The following is an 18,163-nucleotide window of genomic DNA, read 5'->3' as shown; positions in this document are numbered from 1 at the left end:
TATGTCTGTCATTTAATTTAGCCATGGGAAAATTAAATACATACAGGACATGCAATCAGGCACAATGCGACAACGTTTTACTGTATTAACAGTATTACTTATTATTACTTTTTTGGCCATAGGTATTTATACTTACCAGGCTTTAAACCGAATTGAGCAGAATAATATTACCGAAAATCAGCTATACGAACTGGAATCATTGATGCTTCAGCTTCGGAGAAACGAAAAAGACTTTCTTGCCCGTGAAACTACAAATCCTGATTTTCATAAAAGTGGAAAAAGTAAATATCTGACAACATTCATCGATAATTATCAGAAATCAAAAGAGATCATTAATGATCTTATGCAATCAAAATTCATGCAAGAAGAAAGCAAAACTCAAAAGATTGATTCAATATCCCTATTTTTAAATCGATATTACAATACATTCATCAAGATTAAAGATGAGCTATTAATTCAGGGCTTTAAAGATTTTGGATTAGTTGGTCAAATGAGACAGGCCATCCACGAAATCGAACAAAATCTGAAAAAACACAACGATGATAAACTGATGGTTTACATGCTTCTGTGTCGTCGCCACGAGAAGGATTTTTTGATTCGCGAAGACCTCAATTACCGAGATAAATTTCTGGCTCACAATATGGAATTCCGTCAGGCAATAAACAAATCAAATTACACTTCAATCGAAAAGAGCCAGATGTTGGATTTGTTGGACAAGTACGAACAGACCTTTCTGACAATGGTTAACAAGAAGATTGAAATCGGGTTGGATGAGAAATCAGGTTTAATGGGGAACCTGCGAGATGATGTTCATCGGGTAGAGCCTATGCTTCAGGAGTCGAAAGCAATGTTAATGGATGCACTCAAACAAAGCACCTATAACACAAATGTTATGACACTGATTTTCATTCTTCTGGGAGCTGGTATTGTTATATTCTTTAGTATATTCATTTTCAAAGGAGTAAGAAAGTTATTAGGTGCCGAACCTTATATTGTAGCAGAGATAGCTCATCAGGTGGCTGATGGTAACCTGGTTATGGATGACAATCTGAAACAGAATGCGAAAGGTGTCTTACATGCTTTTGTTATTATGACCAACCAACTAGAAGGTTTGATACAACAAATTGCCGCTGTTTCCTCTCAACTCAATAATACCATCAAACTACTTCATAATTCTTCGAAGAAAATATCACAGGGAGCACAGGAACAAGCTGGTTCATTCGAAGAAATTGCTACAACAATGGAAGAAATCAGTGCCAACATCAGCCAAAATTCGAGAAATGCACAACAAACCAACCTTGCGTCAAAACAAACACAAAAGGAACTAATCCAGGTAAACGAGAGAGCCGGCAATTCATTTACAACCTCCAAAAACATTAGTGAGAAAGTAAAGATGATTACCGAAATTGCCAATCAAACCAATATACTTGCACTAAATGCTGCTGTAGAAGCATCACGTGCCGGTGAACACGGACGAGGATTTGCTGTGGTTGCTCAGGAGGTCCGAAAACTGGCAGAACGAAGCAAATTAGCCTCCGACGAAATCATTGCATTGGCTCATAATAGTCTGAGCATCTCTGAAAACACCAGCGAAAGTCTCTTAAAACTAGTACCGGTATTAAATTCTAATTCCGAATTAATTGATGATATAGCAAGTGCCAGTCTGGAACAATCAAATGGAGTAAACCAGATCAGCTCAGCCCTTCAACAGATAAACATGATTACTCAGGAAAATGCAGCAGCCTCAGAGCGACTCACTACAAGTGTGGATGAACTTAATGATCAAGCCCATAATCTACTTACCATTGTTAATCAGTTTAAAATAAAAGAAGTTGTTTAAGAATTGAGGTACTGATTACAATTAAAAAGCCACTCCTTCTAAAGAGGAGCAGCTCTCTAAACCTAACTATCATTATCTAATTTATTTCCTTGAATCCTATCAAATTTTCATGAATATGCTGTTGATCAGATCGCAAAGTATCTGCCACCACACTTATTAACTGAACATTAGAAACAGGCATTTCTTCCTGAGCTAATACACGTGAAATAAACTTCACATTATTAGCTTCAATGTTCTTAAGGTAAACATCTGAAACAGGCGTTAATCTTCTTTCTATTGTTGGTACCAGATTTCGCCACTGATACAAAACATCAGTTTCGATACCCAAAATACCTTCGCGCATCTTATCTGCCTTAACATTGCTAACATGAATATTCTTTACATAGCCACCCCTACGTTCATTGGTTTTAATAAAAACCAGATGAAACATATTAGCTCCATCTTCAACCGTACAACTATCCAAAAACACATTCTCAATACCACCAGAAAGTTCGCTGCCAATAGCTAAAAGCTGATGTCCGTTTTTTATATGACAATTTTTTATAACCAGATTCTTGGTAGGAGTATCCAATCGCCATGCATCCTGATTTCTACCTGATTTTATGGCAAAAGCATCATCACCCTGATCGAAATAACAATTCTCAACCAGCATATTCTGGGTCATTTCCGGGTCAACCCCATCGTTATTATGACCGTGTGCATATACCTGTACGTTGCGAATAACTACATTTTTACAAAGATAAGGATGAATGGTCCAGAAAGGACTATTGGTAACCTTAACGCCTTCCATCAAAACATTTTCGCAGCGATTAAACTGAATAAAATGTGGTCGCAGATTAGAAGTATCATTCACCATCACACGCTCTTCAACAGGAGAATATTCGGCGGCTTTCATATACAACCATTTTAAACTATTCATATGAGCAGCTGGCCTTTTATACCATACTTTCCAGGTATCCAATTTTGCCTTTAACTCGCCTTCACCTGTTATGGCCACATTTTTACATTCATAGGCATACACCAATGGAGAATAATTATAACATTCCATTCCTTCCCAACTGGTATGAACAGCCGGCAAATAATCTTCAGGTTTTTCTGAGAATAATAAAACAGCTCCTTTTTCAAGATGCAGATTGACATTACTCATAAGGTGTATTGACCTGGTCAGCCACTCACCCTCAGGTACAATAACACTTCCTCCTTTTAGGCTTGCTTCTTCAATGGCTAATTCAATTGCCTCGGATGTTTTTTCTATATCACCGGCAACAGCTCCATACTTTGTAATTTCAATACGTTCAGCTTTGGAAAAATCAGGATATGTAATGGCAGGCATATCAAATGGAGCATCAGGTTTTATTGATTTTATCTGAATGTTCTGGTCATTGTTCAAACAAGAAGATAAGCCCAACAAAAACATAGTTGTGGTAACGAATACAGAAATCTTTACAAAACTCTTCATATTATTGATTTAGCTTACACAAAACTAGTTATCATCTTTTTACAAAGCCTTGAAATCTGTCCATTTTGATGGAGTTGAGTATTATTATGCATTAAAAAAAGCCGAAGCATTTTTCGTTGCTTCGGCTTTCTGATAACTCATTAACATAATAAAGACTATATTTTTATCATCTTCACTCTTCCAACCTGTCCGGTCTTAAGCTTACATTCTATCCCCTTTAGATGAAAAGATTCATCACCTATCACTTCTTTAACCACTCCATGAGTTAGGTTACCTGAACGCACATCCTGATGTGCAAGAATTGCCACTTTAGTTCCAGCTTTAATGTTTCTTCTTTCTCTTCCGTCCATTCTGATCTCTAATTATATTAATTTTCAACTTTTCTCTCTGAGATAATCAACCTGACAAGTAACATTTAAATTAATACGTAACGTATGCACTGCTACATAAAAAAAGCGAATGCCCTTAATTTCTTAAAAGCATTCGCTAAAATGAGGTTTCTGGCGTACTACAATAGTTTTTATATACTAAAGAGCATTCCAATATCTTACAAAATGTCAATATCTATCATTGTGAACCAATTGTGAAACGTTTAATCACAATTGAGTTGCAAAAGTAAAAAAATTAATACACCTAACACTTAATTATTGACCAGTAAACTTTAATTTTATTGATAAAAGAAGGTTAATTCATGTAGTCAAAAAAACCACAATCCTTTCCAATAGCTTTAACATCAACTTACTACAAATAGCACCCATTACTCTCCTGTCTTCTTTAAAATAATTACAAATTACATGAAGGTTAGTCTTAAGATCACTTGGCATAACTGTTTGTAAAATTGTAATTACTTTTGAAGTCCTGAATAGATAAAACAAAGAATAATATGGATTGTCTGATTGATTTTTCCGAAGAAATACGGTTTGATGCCCTTCCGGAGTCGTTCAATAATCCGTTTGATTACTCACCACACCCTCTTTGCCTTAAGGCATCTGAACAAATACAATCACTCCTTCCCAAACCGTCTGAATCGGAAAAAGGTAAAATGTACGGGGTATTGATTGCTACAACAATTGATAATCGTGTTGGTTTTTTAACAGCATATTCAGGTAATGAACAGAATTTCAACTCCTCCATTCCATTTGTCCCACAGGTTTTTGATATCACTAATCCAGATGGCTTTTTCCGTATAGGTGAAGCTGACTTAAATAAGATAAATACGAGCATTTTCGAAGCGGAGCATTCTCCTGATTTGATACAGCTTCAAAAAGAGCTAAACAACGAAATTGAACAGGCGAAGTTAATTATTGATCAGGTCAAAGCAGCTATTGCAACAGCCAAAAGCAAGCGTGATATCATTCGTCAAAAGAGCTTTAACAAACCTGATTATGAACTGGTAAAAGCTAAACTCATTAACGAAAGTCAACGTGAGAAGAGTCAGTTAAGCCAGCTTAAAAAGAAATATCAAAAGCAAATTGAGGATAAAAAACAAGAACTGGATGCTTATCTGAAGCAGATTAAAAAACTTAAAAAAATACGAAAACAACAATCTGCAAAGCTACAGGAAAAGTTATTTAACCACTATTTGTTCCTCAATGCTAATGGAGAGACCCAAAGTGCCAGCGCCATATTTAGTGAAACAGCACAAAAAGTTCCGCCGGCAGGCACCGGTGATTGCTGCGCTCCTAAACTCTTACATTATGCTTTTCAGCACCAGTTTACACCTGTTGCCATGGCTGAGTTTTGGTGGGGTACATCTCCTAAAAAAGAGATCCGGCATCATGGTTACTTTTACCCGGCTTGCAAAAGTAAATGTGAACCTATCTTAGGTCATATGTTACAGGGATTAGAAATTGAAGGTCGTGAGTGCCATTATTCCAATTTAACCATAGAGCTTATTAATGAGGATGAAGCCATCGCCATCATCAACAAACCCGCCGGCTTATTGTCTGTACCCGGAAAGGAAGAAAACACTTCGGTTTATACACAGGTTAAAAAGCTTTATCCGAATGCTACAGGCCCGCTTATTGTTCATCGGTTAGACATGGCTACTTCGGGCCTAATGATTATTGCAAAAAACAAAGAAGTACACGAAAACCTGCAAAAGCAATTTTTAAATAAAACGGTAGAAAAGCAATACGTAGCCTGGCTGGATGGCATTATTCAAACAGAGAACGGCCAAATTGATTTACCTCTGCGCGTTGATCTGGACGATCGACCGCGACAACTGGTATGCAATGAATATGGTAAACCTGCTGTAACCAGATGGGAAGTAATAGAACACAAAGAGAATCGTACGAAAGTACATTTTTATCCCTTAACCGGCCGTACACACCAGTTACGGGTTCATGCAGCCCATCCTCTTGGACTGAACACACCCATTACAGGTGATGAATTATATGGTAAAAAAAATGAGCGTTTACTTTTACATGCTGAAGAAATCTCTTTTATTCACCCAACAACTTCTGAGCGAGTAACATTTAAAGCACCTTCGCCATTTTAAATTGAAGGCTACTCTTTATTGTTTTAGGTCCAGATAAAGGCAATAAAAAAAGCCACAATAAAAATTGCAGCTTTTTTTGAGGTTCCTGGCGGACTCGAACCGCCGTACACGGTTTTGCAGACCGTTGCCTAGCCACTCGGCCAAGGAACCATGATTTTCGGGTTGCAAATTAAAGTAATATTTTGATTCCCGGCAAATTTTTACGACTTCTTTTTACCATATAAATTAAGACATTCCGGACAAAGACATCCATTATATTTATCTGCCAGCAATTTAAGATTGGTAGCATCGACAAAAAAATTATCGCACCAGCACTTTTGATTCGATTGACTGTAACACAAAAACTCACTTCCGCATTTCGGACACTTTTTGGTAATCGCTCCGTCTTCTCTCATTATTCTTCCATTGTAAGACTAACACACTTCATTTGTCCACCCATTGGCGGGTTCATTTTTGAGACTTTAACTTTCAAACTGATTATTTGTGGAAATGATGATTTTATACTATTAATGATACGCTTTGTCAGATGTTCCAGTAAATGAGAGTTCTGCATGATCTGTTCTTTCGTCAACTGGTAAACTGTCACATAATTCAATGCATCGTTTATACTATCTGAATCAGCTGCTACAGAGCAATCAGTTTGAATGGCAATATTTACTAAAAATCGGTTACCAACCACCTGCTCCTGCTCATAACATCCGTGATAAGCATAAAACTCCATCTCCTCCAGTTCAATCAACCCAATTGTGTTGTTAGTCTCCATAATAAAATTTTTTCGCGAAATTAATCTTTTATAACCATAACAACAGAAATTTAAGTGTAAAAACAATTACTTTTGCACTTACCCCCAAATTTGGAGGTACCATAGATGAACATTCTTGAAGACATTGCGATGGAGTCAAACGAAAAAATAAAAACTAATTTTATTCATCAGGAGATTGATAAGGATTTAAGTGAAAACAAAAACGGCGGAGCTGTATTAACTCGCTTTCCTCCTGAACCTAATGGATACTTACATATTGGTCATGCTAAATCAATCTGCCTTAATTTTGGACTAGGTAAATATTACAAAGGTGGTACTAACCTTCGTTTTGATGACACCAACCCGGTAAAAGAAGAAACCGAATATGTTGAGTCAATCAAAGAAGATGTAAACTGGTTAGGCTTTCAATGGAATGATGAACCTAAATTTTCGTCAGATTATTTTGAGCAACTATATGACTGGGCCGTTCTTTTAATTAAAGATGGTAAAGCGTATGTTGATGACCAAAGTGCAGAGGAAATTGCAGAACAGAAAGGCACTCCTACTATTCCGGGACTTGAAAGTCCAAACAGAAATCGCAGTGTAGAAGAAAACCTGGATTTATTTGAACGCATGCGTAAAGGTGAGTTCAAGAATGGAGAACGTGTTTTGAGAGCTAAAATAGATATGGCTTCACCTAACATGCACATGCGCGATCCTTTGATGTATCGTATTATTCATGCCAATCATCATAGAACCGGAGACAAGTGGTGCATTTACCCAATGTATGACTATGCACATGGACAAGGTGACTTTATTGAAGGTATTTCGCACAGTATCTGTACACTTGAATTTGAAGTGCACCGTCCACTATACGAATGGTTTTTAAATTCTATTCTGGAGGCTTTACCAGAAAAACCGGCCACAATTCCTCGTCAGATTGAGTTCGCTCGTTTGAATTTGAATTATACGGTGATGAGTAAACGAAAACTCCTTCAATTGGTAAATGAGAAATATGTTGCAGGCTGGGACGATCCCCGAATGCCAACAATATCTGGTTTACGCAGAAGAGGTTATACTCCTGAATCCATACGTCGTTTTGCTGATGAAATAGGGGTTGCCAAACGAGAAAACGTGATAGACGTGGCTTTGCTTGAACATTGTGTTCGTGAAGACTTAAACATACGAGCTCCGCGTGTTTATGCTGTTCTCGATCCGGTAAAAGTCGTTATCACCAACTATCCTGAAGGTGAAGTTGAATGGATGGAAGCAATCAACAATCCTGAAGATGAATCCATGGGTTCACGTAAATTACCGTTTAGCCGTGAGATCTACATCGAGCGTGATGACTTTATGGAAAATGCTCCAAAAAAATTCTTCCGAATGGATGTGGGGCGTGAGGTTCGTTTAAAAAATGCATATATCGTAATGTGTGAAGGAATCACTAAAGATGCCGATGGCAACATTACCGAAATTCAGTGCACTTACGATCCAGATACCAAAAGTGGAATGGAAGGTAGTAAGCGTAAAGTAAAAGGCACCTTACACTGGGTAAGCATTGAGCATGCTAAAACAGTTAAAGTTAAGCAATACGATCGTTTATTTATGGATGAAGCTCCGGATGGACATAAAGACAAGGATTTCCTTGATTTCCTGAATCCGGATTCTCTTTCTGTAGTTAATGAATGCTACATTGAACCTAATTATATGGATGCCGGCTCTAACTTTGCCGATGGCATTGCAAGATACCAGTTCCAACGTTTGGGTTATTTCTGTATTGATAAAGACTCAACGGAAAGCAATGTGATTTTTAATCGCACAGTTACTTTAAAAGACTCATGGAGTAAAGCAAAAAAGTAAATAACATACTGCTTAAATAAAAAATCCCGCTAATTGCGGGATTTTTTATTGTTATATATTCTTATCTTTTAAGATCCTATTGTCTCACAGGCCTTTTTAATACGGGCAATGGTTTCTTCCTTACCAATAACCTCAGCTATCTCCATCAGATCAGGGCCAAAACCGCCACCAACCAAGGCAAGGCGAAATGCATTCATCACCAAACCAAATCCAAGACCTTTTTCTTCAATTTTAGAAGAGATACACGCCTTTATATCATCAGCCACCCATTCGTTTACTTTTTCAAGTTCAGGTGCTAATTCAGCCATAAAAGCTGGAACATCGCCCTTCCAACGTTTCTTCACTACCTTCTCATCGTACTCAACCGGTGCTTCAAAGAAGAAGAATGACTGATCCCATAGTTCATGCACAAAATTCACACGTTCACGAACCATACCTGTTACTTTTTCAATAACTGCAATATCTTCTGCAATACCTCTTTCATTTAAATCATCACTAAACATCAGAGCCAGTTCTTCAACAGGCTTTCTCATCAAGTGTTGCTGATTAAACCACTTGGCTTTTTCTGGATCGAAACGAGCACCCGACTTGTTGACTCTTTCTATTGAGAATAGTGAAATCAGTTCATCAATATCAAATAATTCCTGCTCAGTTCCAGGATTCCAGCCCAACAAGGCCAGTAAATTATTAACTGCTTCAGGAAAATATCCACTTTCGCGATAACCCGGTGCGATTCCATCTTCCATTTCCCAATCCAATGGAAACACCGGAAATCCACCTTTATCTCCATCTCGTTTCGACAATTTACCCTTTCCGGTAGGTTTTAAAATCAACGGCAGATGAGCAAACTGAGGCATAGTTTCTTCCCAATTCAAAGCCCTGTATAGCATTATATGCAATGGCACTGATGGCAACCATTCTTCTCCCCGAATAACATGGCTGATCTCCATCAAATGATCATCAACAATATTGGCCAGATGGTAAGTTGGAAGTTTATCAGCACTTTTATAAAGTACCTTATCATCTAATGTATTGGTGTTGAATTTAACTTCGCCTCGTACCAAATCTTTGGTCTCCACAATTGTATCCTCTGGCATTTTAAAACGAATCACCCAAGGTTCTCCGGCTTCTATGCGTTGTTTCACCTCATCATCAGACAAAGCCAACGAGTTTTTTAATTGCAAACGCGAATGCATGTCATATGCAAAAGTTTTTTTCTCTGCTTCAGCATCAGTGCGCAACTTATCAAGTTCCTCAGGAGTATCGAATGCGTAATAGGCCCATCCGGTTTCCACCAACTGATCGGCATATTTTTTATAAATCTCACGACGCTCACTCTGACGATATGGACCAAACTCACCACCTTGCTTCACACCTTCGTCAACGGTCAATCCTAACCATTCCAGACTCTCATTTATATACTCTTCGGCTCCTTCTACAAAACGGGTCGAATCAGTATCTTCTATCCGTAAAATAAAATCTCCTCCATGCTTTTTAGCAAACAGGTAATTAAAAAGAGCTGTTCTTACTCCCCCAATATGTAACGGTCCGGTTGGACTTGGTGCAAATCGCACTCTTACTTTCTGAGCTGTCATATTCTGTTGATCTATTTTTTGCAAAGATAGTAATTGACTTGGTTGTGCTTAAATAAATTATAAATGAATTAATTTTTCGATTACATTAAAACAAAAAGAGGTGCCCGACAGACACCTCTTTATTATTATAATAAAATATTTGGCAGATATTTATCCACATTTAGACGAGCCACAGCTCTTACAAATCAAACAACCTTCCTGATAAATTAAGTCGTCAGCACCACAGTTTTCGCAATGTCCTTTACGAGCCTTTGTTCCGTCTGGAATATATTTCTTTAAGGCACGCTCAACTCCGTTTTTCCAGGTATTAATTGACTCACTATCCAGTTGCAGTCCGGCCACCAAATCCAACACATCCTGAATAGGCATACTATGACGCAATACCCCGGAAATCAGTTTTGCATAGTTCCAGTATTCTTTATCGAATTTATAAGAAAGACCCTCAATAGTAGTTTTATAACCTCTTTTATTGGTGAATTGGAAATCGTAACGTGATGATCCATCCTCCTCACGATTCTTGATTATTTTACCAGCTAATACCGTCTTTGGAAGCAATATTCCATCTTCATCATCAGCCAACCCAGTAAATACCTCGTAAGGTTTTCCATCTATCAGACCTACAAAAGCAATCCATTTTTCTTTGTTATTCTGAAAACGAACAATGTCTGCATCCAACTCCTGTGGACGTTTTTTAGGGAATTTACCTGATTCCTCTTCTTTCTTTTCGTTATTTGAAATAAGAACACCGGCTCGGCTACCATCTCGATATACAGTTACCCCTTTACATCCGCTTTTCCATGCTTCTACATACAAGTCTCCTACCAATTCCTCTGAAACATCAGAAGGTAGGTTGATAGTAACACTAATTGAATGATCCACCCATTTCTGCACCTGACCTTGCATATGTACTTTCTTCACCCAGTCAACATCATTGGATGTAGCTTTGTAATATGGAGATTCAGCAACCAGTTTATCCAGCTCTTCCTGAGTGTAGTTTTTGGTTATATCGTGACCTTTGGTCTGCATCCAGGTAACAAATTTGTGATGAAATACAGTATATTCTTCCCAGCTATCGCCAACCTCATCAATAAAGTCAACTCTTGATTCAGGATCATTTGGATTTACTTTACGACGACGCTTGTAAACTGGCAAGAATACTGGTTCAATTCCAGAAGTTGTCTGTGTCATCAAACTTGTTGTTCCTGTTGGAGCAATTGTTAAAGCAGCAATATTTCTACGACCATACTTTTTCATGTCTTCCTTCAAAGTATTGTCTTCGGCAAACAAACGACTGATAAAAGGATTATTCACCTCTTTTTCGTAGCTATAGATTGGGAATGCTCCACGATCTTTAGCCATCTCAACCGATGAACGATAAGCAGCTAAAGCCAAGGATTTGTGCACCTCAATTGAAAAATCAATAGCATCGTCACTTCCATATTGCAGGCCTAAACCAGCTAACATATCACCCTCAGCTGTAATACCAACCCCTGTACGACGACCTTCGTTGGCTTTTTTGCGGATATTTTCCCACAATTCACGCTCTACACGTTTCACTGTATCATTCTCAGGATCAGCATTAATTTTAGCCAAAATTCCATCGATCTTCTCTAATTCCAGATCAATGATATCATCCATCATACGCTGGGCGTAACCAACATGCTTTTTAAATAATTCGAAATTGAATTTTGCCTCATCTGTAAAAGGATTCTCAACATAAGAATATAAATTCACAGCAATTAAACGACATGAATCATAAGGGCACAATGGAATTTCACCACATGGGTTTGTCGAAACTGTACGATAACCTAAGTCAGCATAACAATCAGGTACTGATTCACGAATAATTGTATCCCAGAATAAAATACCTGGTTCAGCCGACTTCCATGCGTTATGAACAATTTTCTGCCATAACTCACCCGCTTTAATATCTTTTTGATATGACGGATTACTAGAATCTACTGGGTATTGTTGTGTATATGCTTTTCCATCTACTACTGATTGCATAAAATCATCGTCGATCTTAACAGAAACGTTGGCTCCGGTTACTTTGCCTTGTTCCATTTTTGCATCAATGAATGATTCTGAATCAGGATGTTTAATAGATACACTTAACATTAAGGCTCCACGACGACCATCCTGTGCAACTTCACGTGTAGAGTTACTGAATCGTTCCATAAATGGAACAATACCTGTTGATGTTAAGGCAGAATTCTTGACAGGCGATCCTTTAGGACGAATATGAGACAAGTCATGTCCAACTCCACCACGACGCTTCATTAACTGAACCTGTTCCTGATCCACTTTCATGATACCACCGTAAGAATCCGAAGGTCCATCATCACCAATTACAAAGCAGTTAGATAAAGACGCTATCTGATATGTATTTCCAATACCCGACATCGGACCACCCTGAGGCACTATATAACGGAAGTTTTTCATCAAACCAAACAGCTCATCAACCGACAAAGGATTTGGATACTTCTCTTCAATTCTCGCAATCTCTCTGGCCAAACGCCAATGCATCTCATCGGGGTTTAACTCGTAAATATTTCCATCTGAATCTTTCAGTGCATATTTGTTTACCCAAACACGAGCAGCTAACTCATCTCCCTGAAAATATTCAAGAGATGACTTAAAAGCTTCTTCATAAGTGTAATTTTTTCTCACAGATTCGGTCTTAGGGTCGATTTCTTTAACTGCCATGTCGCCTCAAAAATTTAATACGTTGATAAAATGGATTTTAATCTTTTTCCTTTGCGTTTTTTACGTGATTGCAAGTTATAAAAGGTGGCCATTTCAGACAAACATTACTTATCAACAATCAACAAAAGTTGTCCGTTTTTTGTTCGCTTTTTATTGATTTATTGCATTTTAACAATTTTCAAAAAGGCCAAAAGTTGTCCAAAATGAAAATCTTATCAACAAACCCATGAATTTAAAATGAAATTTGCAAGTAGTTAAAAGTCGCTTATATACCTAGTGTTTTAACATCTTTTTACACACTTTTACACTTCACTTATCTGAGTTACTAACATAATTGATTCCACAATTTGGAAAGTATGAAAATCATAAATTCGGGCATAAAAAAAACCAACTCAAAATGAGTTGGCTTAACCTTTTCAGAATGAAATATTAAAATACTTCTTCCATTATTTTTCGCGTAGCTCCGCACATTTTATTAACATATTGACCAGCTTTCATTGATGCCTCCTTTAAATATCCTTCATCGATCCATAATTTCTCTATCTGACTAACAAACTGATCCGCTTTATTAAATGTAAAACCACCACCTACTTCAATCAGATCCCGAGCCTCTTTGAATCTTTTATAGTTAGGCCCGAAAAAAACGGGCATACTATAAGTCGCAGCCTCCAATGTATTGTGAATTCCAACACCAAAACCACCACCAATATAGGCTATTTGCCCATATTTATAAACACTCGACAACATACCCATGGTATCAACAATCATAACCCTACACTCGGTAACATTTTCTGCAGGTTTTGTATATCGAAAATAAGGAACCTTTAATTTACCCTCGATTTGTTTTATATGATTTTCATGAATTTCGTGAGGAGCAATTACTAATTTAACATCCTTACCACTTTCGTGAAGATATTCAAAAAGAATATCCTCATCAGGACCCCAGGTGCTACCTGCAACGATCACCTTGTTACTTTGGCCAACAAAACGATCCACTAAATCAATTTCGGATGATGCTTTAGCTATATCCCTAACTCTATCGAATCGGGTATCTCCTGCAACAGAAAAGTTTTTTACTCCAATACTTTCCAAAAGATTCCCCGAAACTTCATCCTGCACATAAAATTTCGTAAAACAATCCAACATCCTCCTGAACCATCCACCATACCATTTGAAGAAAGATTGCTGCTCCCTGAAGATCATCGAAACACCGTAAACAGGAATATTTCGTTTTTTAAGTGCATTTAAATAATGATACCAGAATTCATATTTTACAAAGAATGCCTTCTCCGGCTTAATTGCCTCTATTAGTCTCTTTGCATTTAACTTTGTATCTGCCGGCAGGTAAATAACGCAATCAGCCAGATTGTAATTCTTACGTACTTCATAACCCGATGGAGAGAAGAATGTTAATACAACCTTATAAAGCGGATGCTCCTTTTTAACAGCTTCAATAATTGGCCTTCCTTGCTCAAATTCACCTAAACTGGCCGCATGTATCCAGATTACAGGACCTTCAATTGAAACCGACTTTAATGTTTTGATTGCTTCTTTTCTTCCCTTTTTCAAAAGTTTGGCTTTTACATTGAAAGGAGAAACCAGGTTTATGAGTAACGAATAAAGGGCTATTCCGAAATTATAAATTATTGTCATTGGGCGCTGTTTAATGATTTGCAAAGATACAAGTAGGTTTTAAAAAAGTATCAAGTCCCAGTACATAAGTATCAGGATTTGTTAAAGTATAATTTGATAAATCTTACTTTAAAAACAAAATGGCATAAAAAAACCTGCTGCATTTAGCAACAGGCTTCAGACCAACAAAGCGTTGGTTATTTCAATTATCCACGGATAGCCACAACGCCTGGCAACTCTTTTCCTTCAAGGAATTCAAGAGATGCACCTCCACCAGTTGAAATATGGCTCATTTTATCAGCCAATCCACTTTGATTTACAGCAGCAACTGAGTCACCACCACCAATGATAGAAACAGCTGAAGAGTCAGCAACAGCCTGACATACTCCGAAAGTACCTTTTGAGAAGTTAGGCATCTCGAAACATCCCATAGGACCATTCCATACAACGGTTTTTGCTCCAGCGATCTCAGCTGAATAGGCTTTTACAGTCTCAGGACCTACGTCTAATGCCATACGACCTTCAGGAATTTCAACTCCTACTACCTGAATATCAGCTTCGTTGTCAAATTTATCTGCAGCAAGATTATCAACCGGCAACATGAAGTTTACACCATTAGCTTTAGCATCAACTAAAATTTGCTTTGCAGTATCAATCAAATCTTCTTCAACCAATGAATTACCAATGCCATGACCTTGAGCTTTCAGAAAAGTATAAGCCATACCACCACCAATTAGAATAGTATCTACTTTAGTGATTAAGCTTTTTAAAACTTCTAATTTACCTGAAACTTTAGCTCCACCTACGATAGCAACAAATGGCTTTTCAGCGTTTTCAACGGTATCTCCCAAAAACTTGATTTCTTTATCCAACAGGTAACCAGCCATCTTCTCATCCATAAATTTAGCGATGATTGTTGTTGAAGCATGAGCACGGTGAGCAGTACCAAAAGCATCGTTTACATATACATCAGCCAATTCAGCCAATTGCTTAGCAAAACCTTCATCACCTTTTTCTTCTTCTTTGTGGTAACGCAAGTTTTCTAACAACATCACTTCACCAGCCTTAAGGTCAGAAGCCATAGCTTTCACCTCATCACCAATACAATCAGGAGCAAATTTAACATCAACACCTAAGGTAGCTGACAAATGAGCAACGATATGCTTCAATGAGTATTTTGGATTAGCCTCTCCTTTTGGACGTCCCAGGTGAGACATTAAAATAACTGCTCCACCGTCAGCCAATACCTTCTTAATAGTTGGTACAGCAGCAACGATACGAGTGTCATCTGTAATTTCAAATTTATCATTCAAAGGCACATTGAAATCCACACGGATAATTGCCTTCTTTCCTGCGAAATTAAAACTGTCTATTGCAGCCATTTGATAAGCGATTTAATAATTCAACAATTGAGGTGCAAAGATACAAAATTATTGACGAAGCGAAAGTGATTGCAAAGTATAAATGTCATTTTCAAAGGAATATTAAAACTAAGTTTACATTCCAAAAAAACACTATTCTTTTAATCTTCGGTTATTTCTGATTATCATCTCCTTCTTCCTCCAGCCAATAATACTGTGGATCAAGCGTTGCTCCAATAACCATAAACCAACCATTCAGTAATTCTGGTCGGTTATATAACATCGGTGCTTTGGTATTCCAATCCAATAACTGACCGCCGGCAGCTTCCACAATGGCATGTCCAGCACAGGTATCCCATTCCATTGTTGGTCCAAGGCGTGGATATAATTGAGCTTTCCCTTCTGCAACCAGACACATTTTTAGTGAACTACCAATCGACATACTTCTTATTGATGCATGAATCGCATCCAATTTATCCATGTATTCCTTTGTTTCAGCACTAAAGTGACTAACACTTCTAACCACTGCAAAATCTTCTGTTTTTATGTCAGGGATTTTAACAGGATTCAAATCAGTAACCACTTCCATTGGATCCTTTTTTAACCATTTTTTAGGTAATACCGAACGATAAGCTCCATCCTGATCACCCCAATAAACAAGATTTAAAGCGGGAGCCACAATAACCCCCATAATTGGCTTCTGATCCTTAACCAAAGCAACATTTACAGTAAACTCATCACTACGTTTTACAAACTCTTTAGTACCGTCTAATGGATCCACCACCCATAATTGCTTCCAATTCTTTCTTTCTTCATAGGTAAGATCTTTACCCTCTTCACTAAGAACCGGTATATCTGAAGTTGATAAAATGGCATCGATTGCATAATGACTATTAATATCAGCCTCTGTTAAAGGTGACTTGTCACTTTTTAGCATTACCTGAAAATCTTCTTTATCGTATATCTTCATTATGGCTTGTCCTCCTGCAACCGAAGCTCTTAACGCCATCATTGTTAACTTATGCATAATTCATTTTTTTATTCAACCAATACTTTCATCGTGACATTTGATGTCAGCTTAAAATCTTTCAAATCTACACCTTGAAGTAAAATTAGACCAGGTTCTGCCTTCACCTTAATAGCTCCCCACAAATGATCAAGTTGATAATGTTCGGATATTTTTAAAGTTTGATCTAAAATTGATGAAGCCAGATCAATACCCGTATTAATGTTTTCCTTAATAATCTGCCAAGGTGTTTTTACATTATCGGTCTTAATATTATTTTTTACAAAGGACCGAACTGAAGCAGGAAGTTTAATTTCTTTGTCAACAATAAAACGTCTCGCTCCTTCAATAATCGACCTGTTGATTAAAGAATTATTAACTGAATCACTTCGCATTGTCATAATAAGTGAAGGTATAATGACACCTGGAAAGTATTCCAGATTAGGCTCTTCAACAAAAGAGTCACCCATTTCTCTGAATCCAATTATCTTATCAAAATCATCTAATTCTATTATTGGTCTTTTGGCCCATCTGCCATCTGGTGTTAAACAATAATGTGAAGTAATTTTTCTCATTTCTGGTTTAATTCTCTGGCTCCTAACTTTGGTAACAACACCATCTTCACATCATCAATTTCAACATTAGATACTTTGGTTGTATCATGATCAAACAACAAGCCTTCGACAGTAACCAATACTTTACCTTCTGGAATGAGTTGTGAGACATTCCCAATTTGTTTTTTAAACGACTTTTTAATCAGGTATTGCACTGTATCCGCAGTACTATCAGAATAGCATAGCCACATCCTCAAATAGGCACTATCCAGTTCATTACCCTTAATAAAAGTATAGCCGGCATTTAACCGAAGTATACCTGAAACAATTGAATCAACCTTGACAGTAAATGGAAACGAAACATCAGTTGAATCATTTTCAGCCAGTGGCAAAGTATAATTACGGGTAGTTCCCCACAAATCTTTTATATTGGGTATCTCATCAATGGCATCCTTCTTTTCCTGATTTTGCTCTGACATATCTTTTTTCAGCATAGCATCCTTCTTACTTAAGATAGTAATGACATCGTCATATACTTCTGAAAAAAGATCAGGATGTGATGAATACCAACTAATTGCAGAATCGAACTCAAGTTTTGTCAAACCATATTCATCCAAAACACCTTTATAATATCCAAAATTCTTGTCATCATCTTTGTTTATTCGTCTTCCACTTTGTGACATTGTTGCTTCAACTATATATACATCAGCTAAAAGCTCAGACATCTCTTTGCTATCAGGAATAAATTTAGGCCTCTTAGGTGATGGAGTGCAAGCCAAAAGAGCGGTAAGAAAAATTAATACGAAAGTTATTTTATTCATTGAATTAGTTCTAATGAAGATAACATGATATAAACAAGCAATATTTAAGACAAAAATACATTCAACATCAGAAAAAAATAATGAAAT

General features: G+C 37.3%; 14 protein-coding genes and 1 tRNA gene. 3 read left to right on the top strand and 12 right to left on the bottom strand.

Going from position 1 to position 18,163, the window contains the following annotated elements:
* Window positions 1-49: 49 nt before the first annotated feature.
* Complete coding sequence (locus tag ACRD62_RS16190) at window positions 50-1,840, top strand: methyl-accepting chemotaxis protein (RefSeq protein ID WP_430821158.1); 1,791 nt, start codon at window positions 50-52, stop codon at window positions 1,838-1,840.
* Window positions 1,841-1,916: 76 nt separating this feature from the next.
* Here the strand turns inward: ACRD62_RS16190 and ACRD62_RS16185 are convergent, their stop codons facing one another.
* Together ACRD62_RS16185 and ACRD62_RS16180 are read right to left on the bottom strand one after the other, a co-directional pair.
* Window positions 1,917-3,299: a glycoside hydrolase family 28 protein gene (locus tag ACRD62_RS16185; RefSeq protein WP_430821157.1), complete on the bottom strand. Its 1,383-nt coding sequence runs from the start codon at window positions 3,297-3,299 to the stop codon at window positions 1,917-1,919.
* A gap of 155 nt (window positions 3,300-3,454) precedes the next feature.
* Window positions 3,455-3,649: a YwbE family protein gene (locus ACRD62_RS16180; protein ID WP_430821156.1), complete on the bottom strand. Its 195-nt coding sequence runs from the start codon at window positions 3,647-3,649 to the stop codon at window positions 3,455-3,457.
* Between the two features lie 533 nt (window positions 3,650-4,182).
* Here ACRD62_RS16180 and ACRD62_RS16175 point away from each other — a divergent pair.
* Window positions 4,183-5,799: a pseudouridine synthase gene (locus ACRD62_RS16175; protein ID WP_430821155.1), complete on the top strand. Its 1,617-nt coding sequence runs from the start codon at window positions 4,183-4,185 to the stop codon at window positions 5,797-5,799.
* A gap of 79 nt (window positions 5,800-5,878) precedes the next feature.
* Here ACRD62_RS16175 and ACRD62_RS16170 read toward each other — a convergent pair.
* The 3 genes from ACRD62_RS16170 to folB form a co-directional block, all read right to left on the bottom strand.
* Window positions 5,879-5,949: transfer RNA gene (locus tag ACRD62_RS16170), tRNA-Cys, on the bottom strand.
* Window positions 5,950-5,999: 50 nt separating this feature from the next.
* Window positions 6,000-6,194 (bottom strand): cysteine-rich CWC family protein, encoded by a 195-nt coding sequence (locus tag ACRD62_RS16165; RefSeq protein WP_430821154.1) that lies wholly within the window; start codon window positions 6,192-6,194, stop codon window positions 6,000-6,002.
* A complete protein-coding gene (gene folB / locus ACRD62_RS16160) occupies window positions 6,194-6,562 on the bottom strand; it encodes a dihydroneopterin aldolase (RefSeq protein ID WP_430821153.1) in 369 nt (122 codons plus the stop codon). The genes ACRD62_RS16165 and folB overlap by 1 nt, the downstream gene beginning before the upstream one ends.
* Window positions 6,563-6,667: 105 nt before the next feature.
* Between folB and ACRD62_RS16155 the strand changes: the two genes are divergently transcribed.
* Window positions 6,668-8,401, top strand: coding sequence for a glutamine--tRNA ligase/YqeY domain fusion protein (locus ACRD62_RS16155; protein ID WP_430821152.1), 1,734 nt, complete (start codon window positions 6,668-6,670; stop codon window positions 8,399-8,401).
* 68 nt (window positions 8,402-8,469) lie between these two features.
* Here ACRD62_RS16155 and gltX read toward each other — a convergent pair whose 3' ends face one another.
* The 7 genes from gltX to ACRD62_RS16120 all read right to left on the bottom strand — a co-directional run bounded on the left by gltX (window position 8,470) and on the right by ACRD62_RS16120 (window position 18,076).
* Window positions 8,470-9,996 (bottom strand): glutamate--tRNA ligase, encoded by a 1,527-nt coding sequence (gene gltX, locus ACRD62_RS16150; RefSeq protein ID WP_430821151.1) that lies wholly within the window; start codon window positions 9,994-9,996, stop codon window positions 8,470-8,472.
* Between the two features lie 150 nt (window positions 9,997-10,146).
* Window positions 10,147-12,702 (bottom strand): adenosylcobalamin-dependent ribonucleoside-diphosphate reductase, encoded by a 2,556-nt coding sequence (locus tag ACRD62_RS16145; protein WP_430821150.1) that lies wholly within the window; start codon window positions 12,700-12,702, stop codon window positions 10,147-10,149.
* Between the two features lie 429 nt (window positions 12,703-13,131).
* Window positions 13,132-14,355, bottom strand: a complete 1,224-nt coding sequence (locus ACRD62_RS16140) for a 3-deoxy-D-manno-octulosonic acid transferase (RefSeq protein WP_430821149.1) — start codon at window positions 14,353-14,355, stop codon at window positions 13,132-13,134.
* A 185-nt stretch (window positions 14,356-14,540) separates the two neighbouring features.
* Entirely contained in the window at window positions 14,541-15,716 is a 1,176-nt protein-coding gene (locus ACRD62_RS16135; RefSeq protein WP_430821148.1) for a phosphoglycerate kinase, read from the bottom strand.
* A 151-nt stretch (window positions 15,717-15,867) separates the two neighbouring features.
* Entirely contained in the window at window positions 15,868-16,722 is an 855-nt protein-coding gene (cysQ, locus tag ACRD62_RS16130) for a 3'(2'),5'-bisphosphate nucleotidase CysQ (RefSeq protein ID WP_430821147.1), read from the bottom strand.
* 11 nt (window positions 16,723-16,733) lie between these two features.
* Entirely contained in the window at window positions 16,734-17,276 is a 543-nt protein-coding gene (locus ACRD62_RS16125; protein ID WP_430821145.1) for a hypothetical protein, read from the bottom strand.
* Window positions 17,273-18,076, bottom strand: a complete 804-nt coding sequence (locus tag ACRD62_RS16120) for a DUF4296 domain-containing protein (RefSeq protein ID WP_430821144.1) — start codon at window positions 18,074-18,076, stop codon at window positions 17,273-17,275. The genes ACRD62_RS16125 and ACRD62_RS16120 overlap by 4 nt, the downstream gene beginning before the upstream one ends.
* Window positions 18,077-18,163 lie beyond the last annotated feature (87 nt).

The sequence above is a fragment of the Carboxylicivirga caseinilyticus genome (assembly GCF_050589785.1).
GTDB classification, from domain to species: domain Bacteria; phylum Bacteroidota; class Bacteroidia; order Bacteroidales; family Marinilabiliaceae; genus Carboxylicivirga; species Carboxylicivirga caseinilyticus.
Note: the sequence above shows the minus strand (reverse complement) of the source record. Positions and strands in the feature narration are given on the sequence as shown.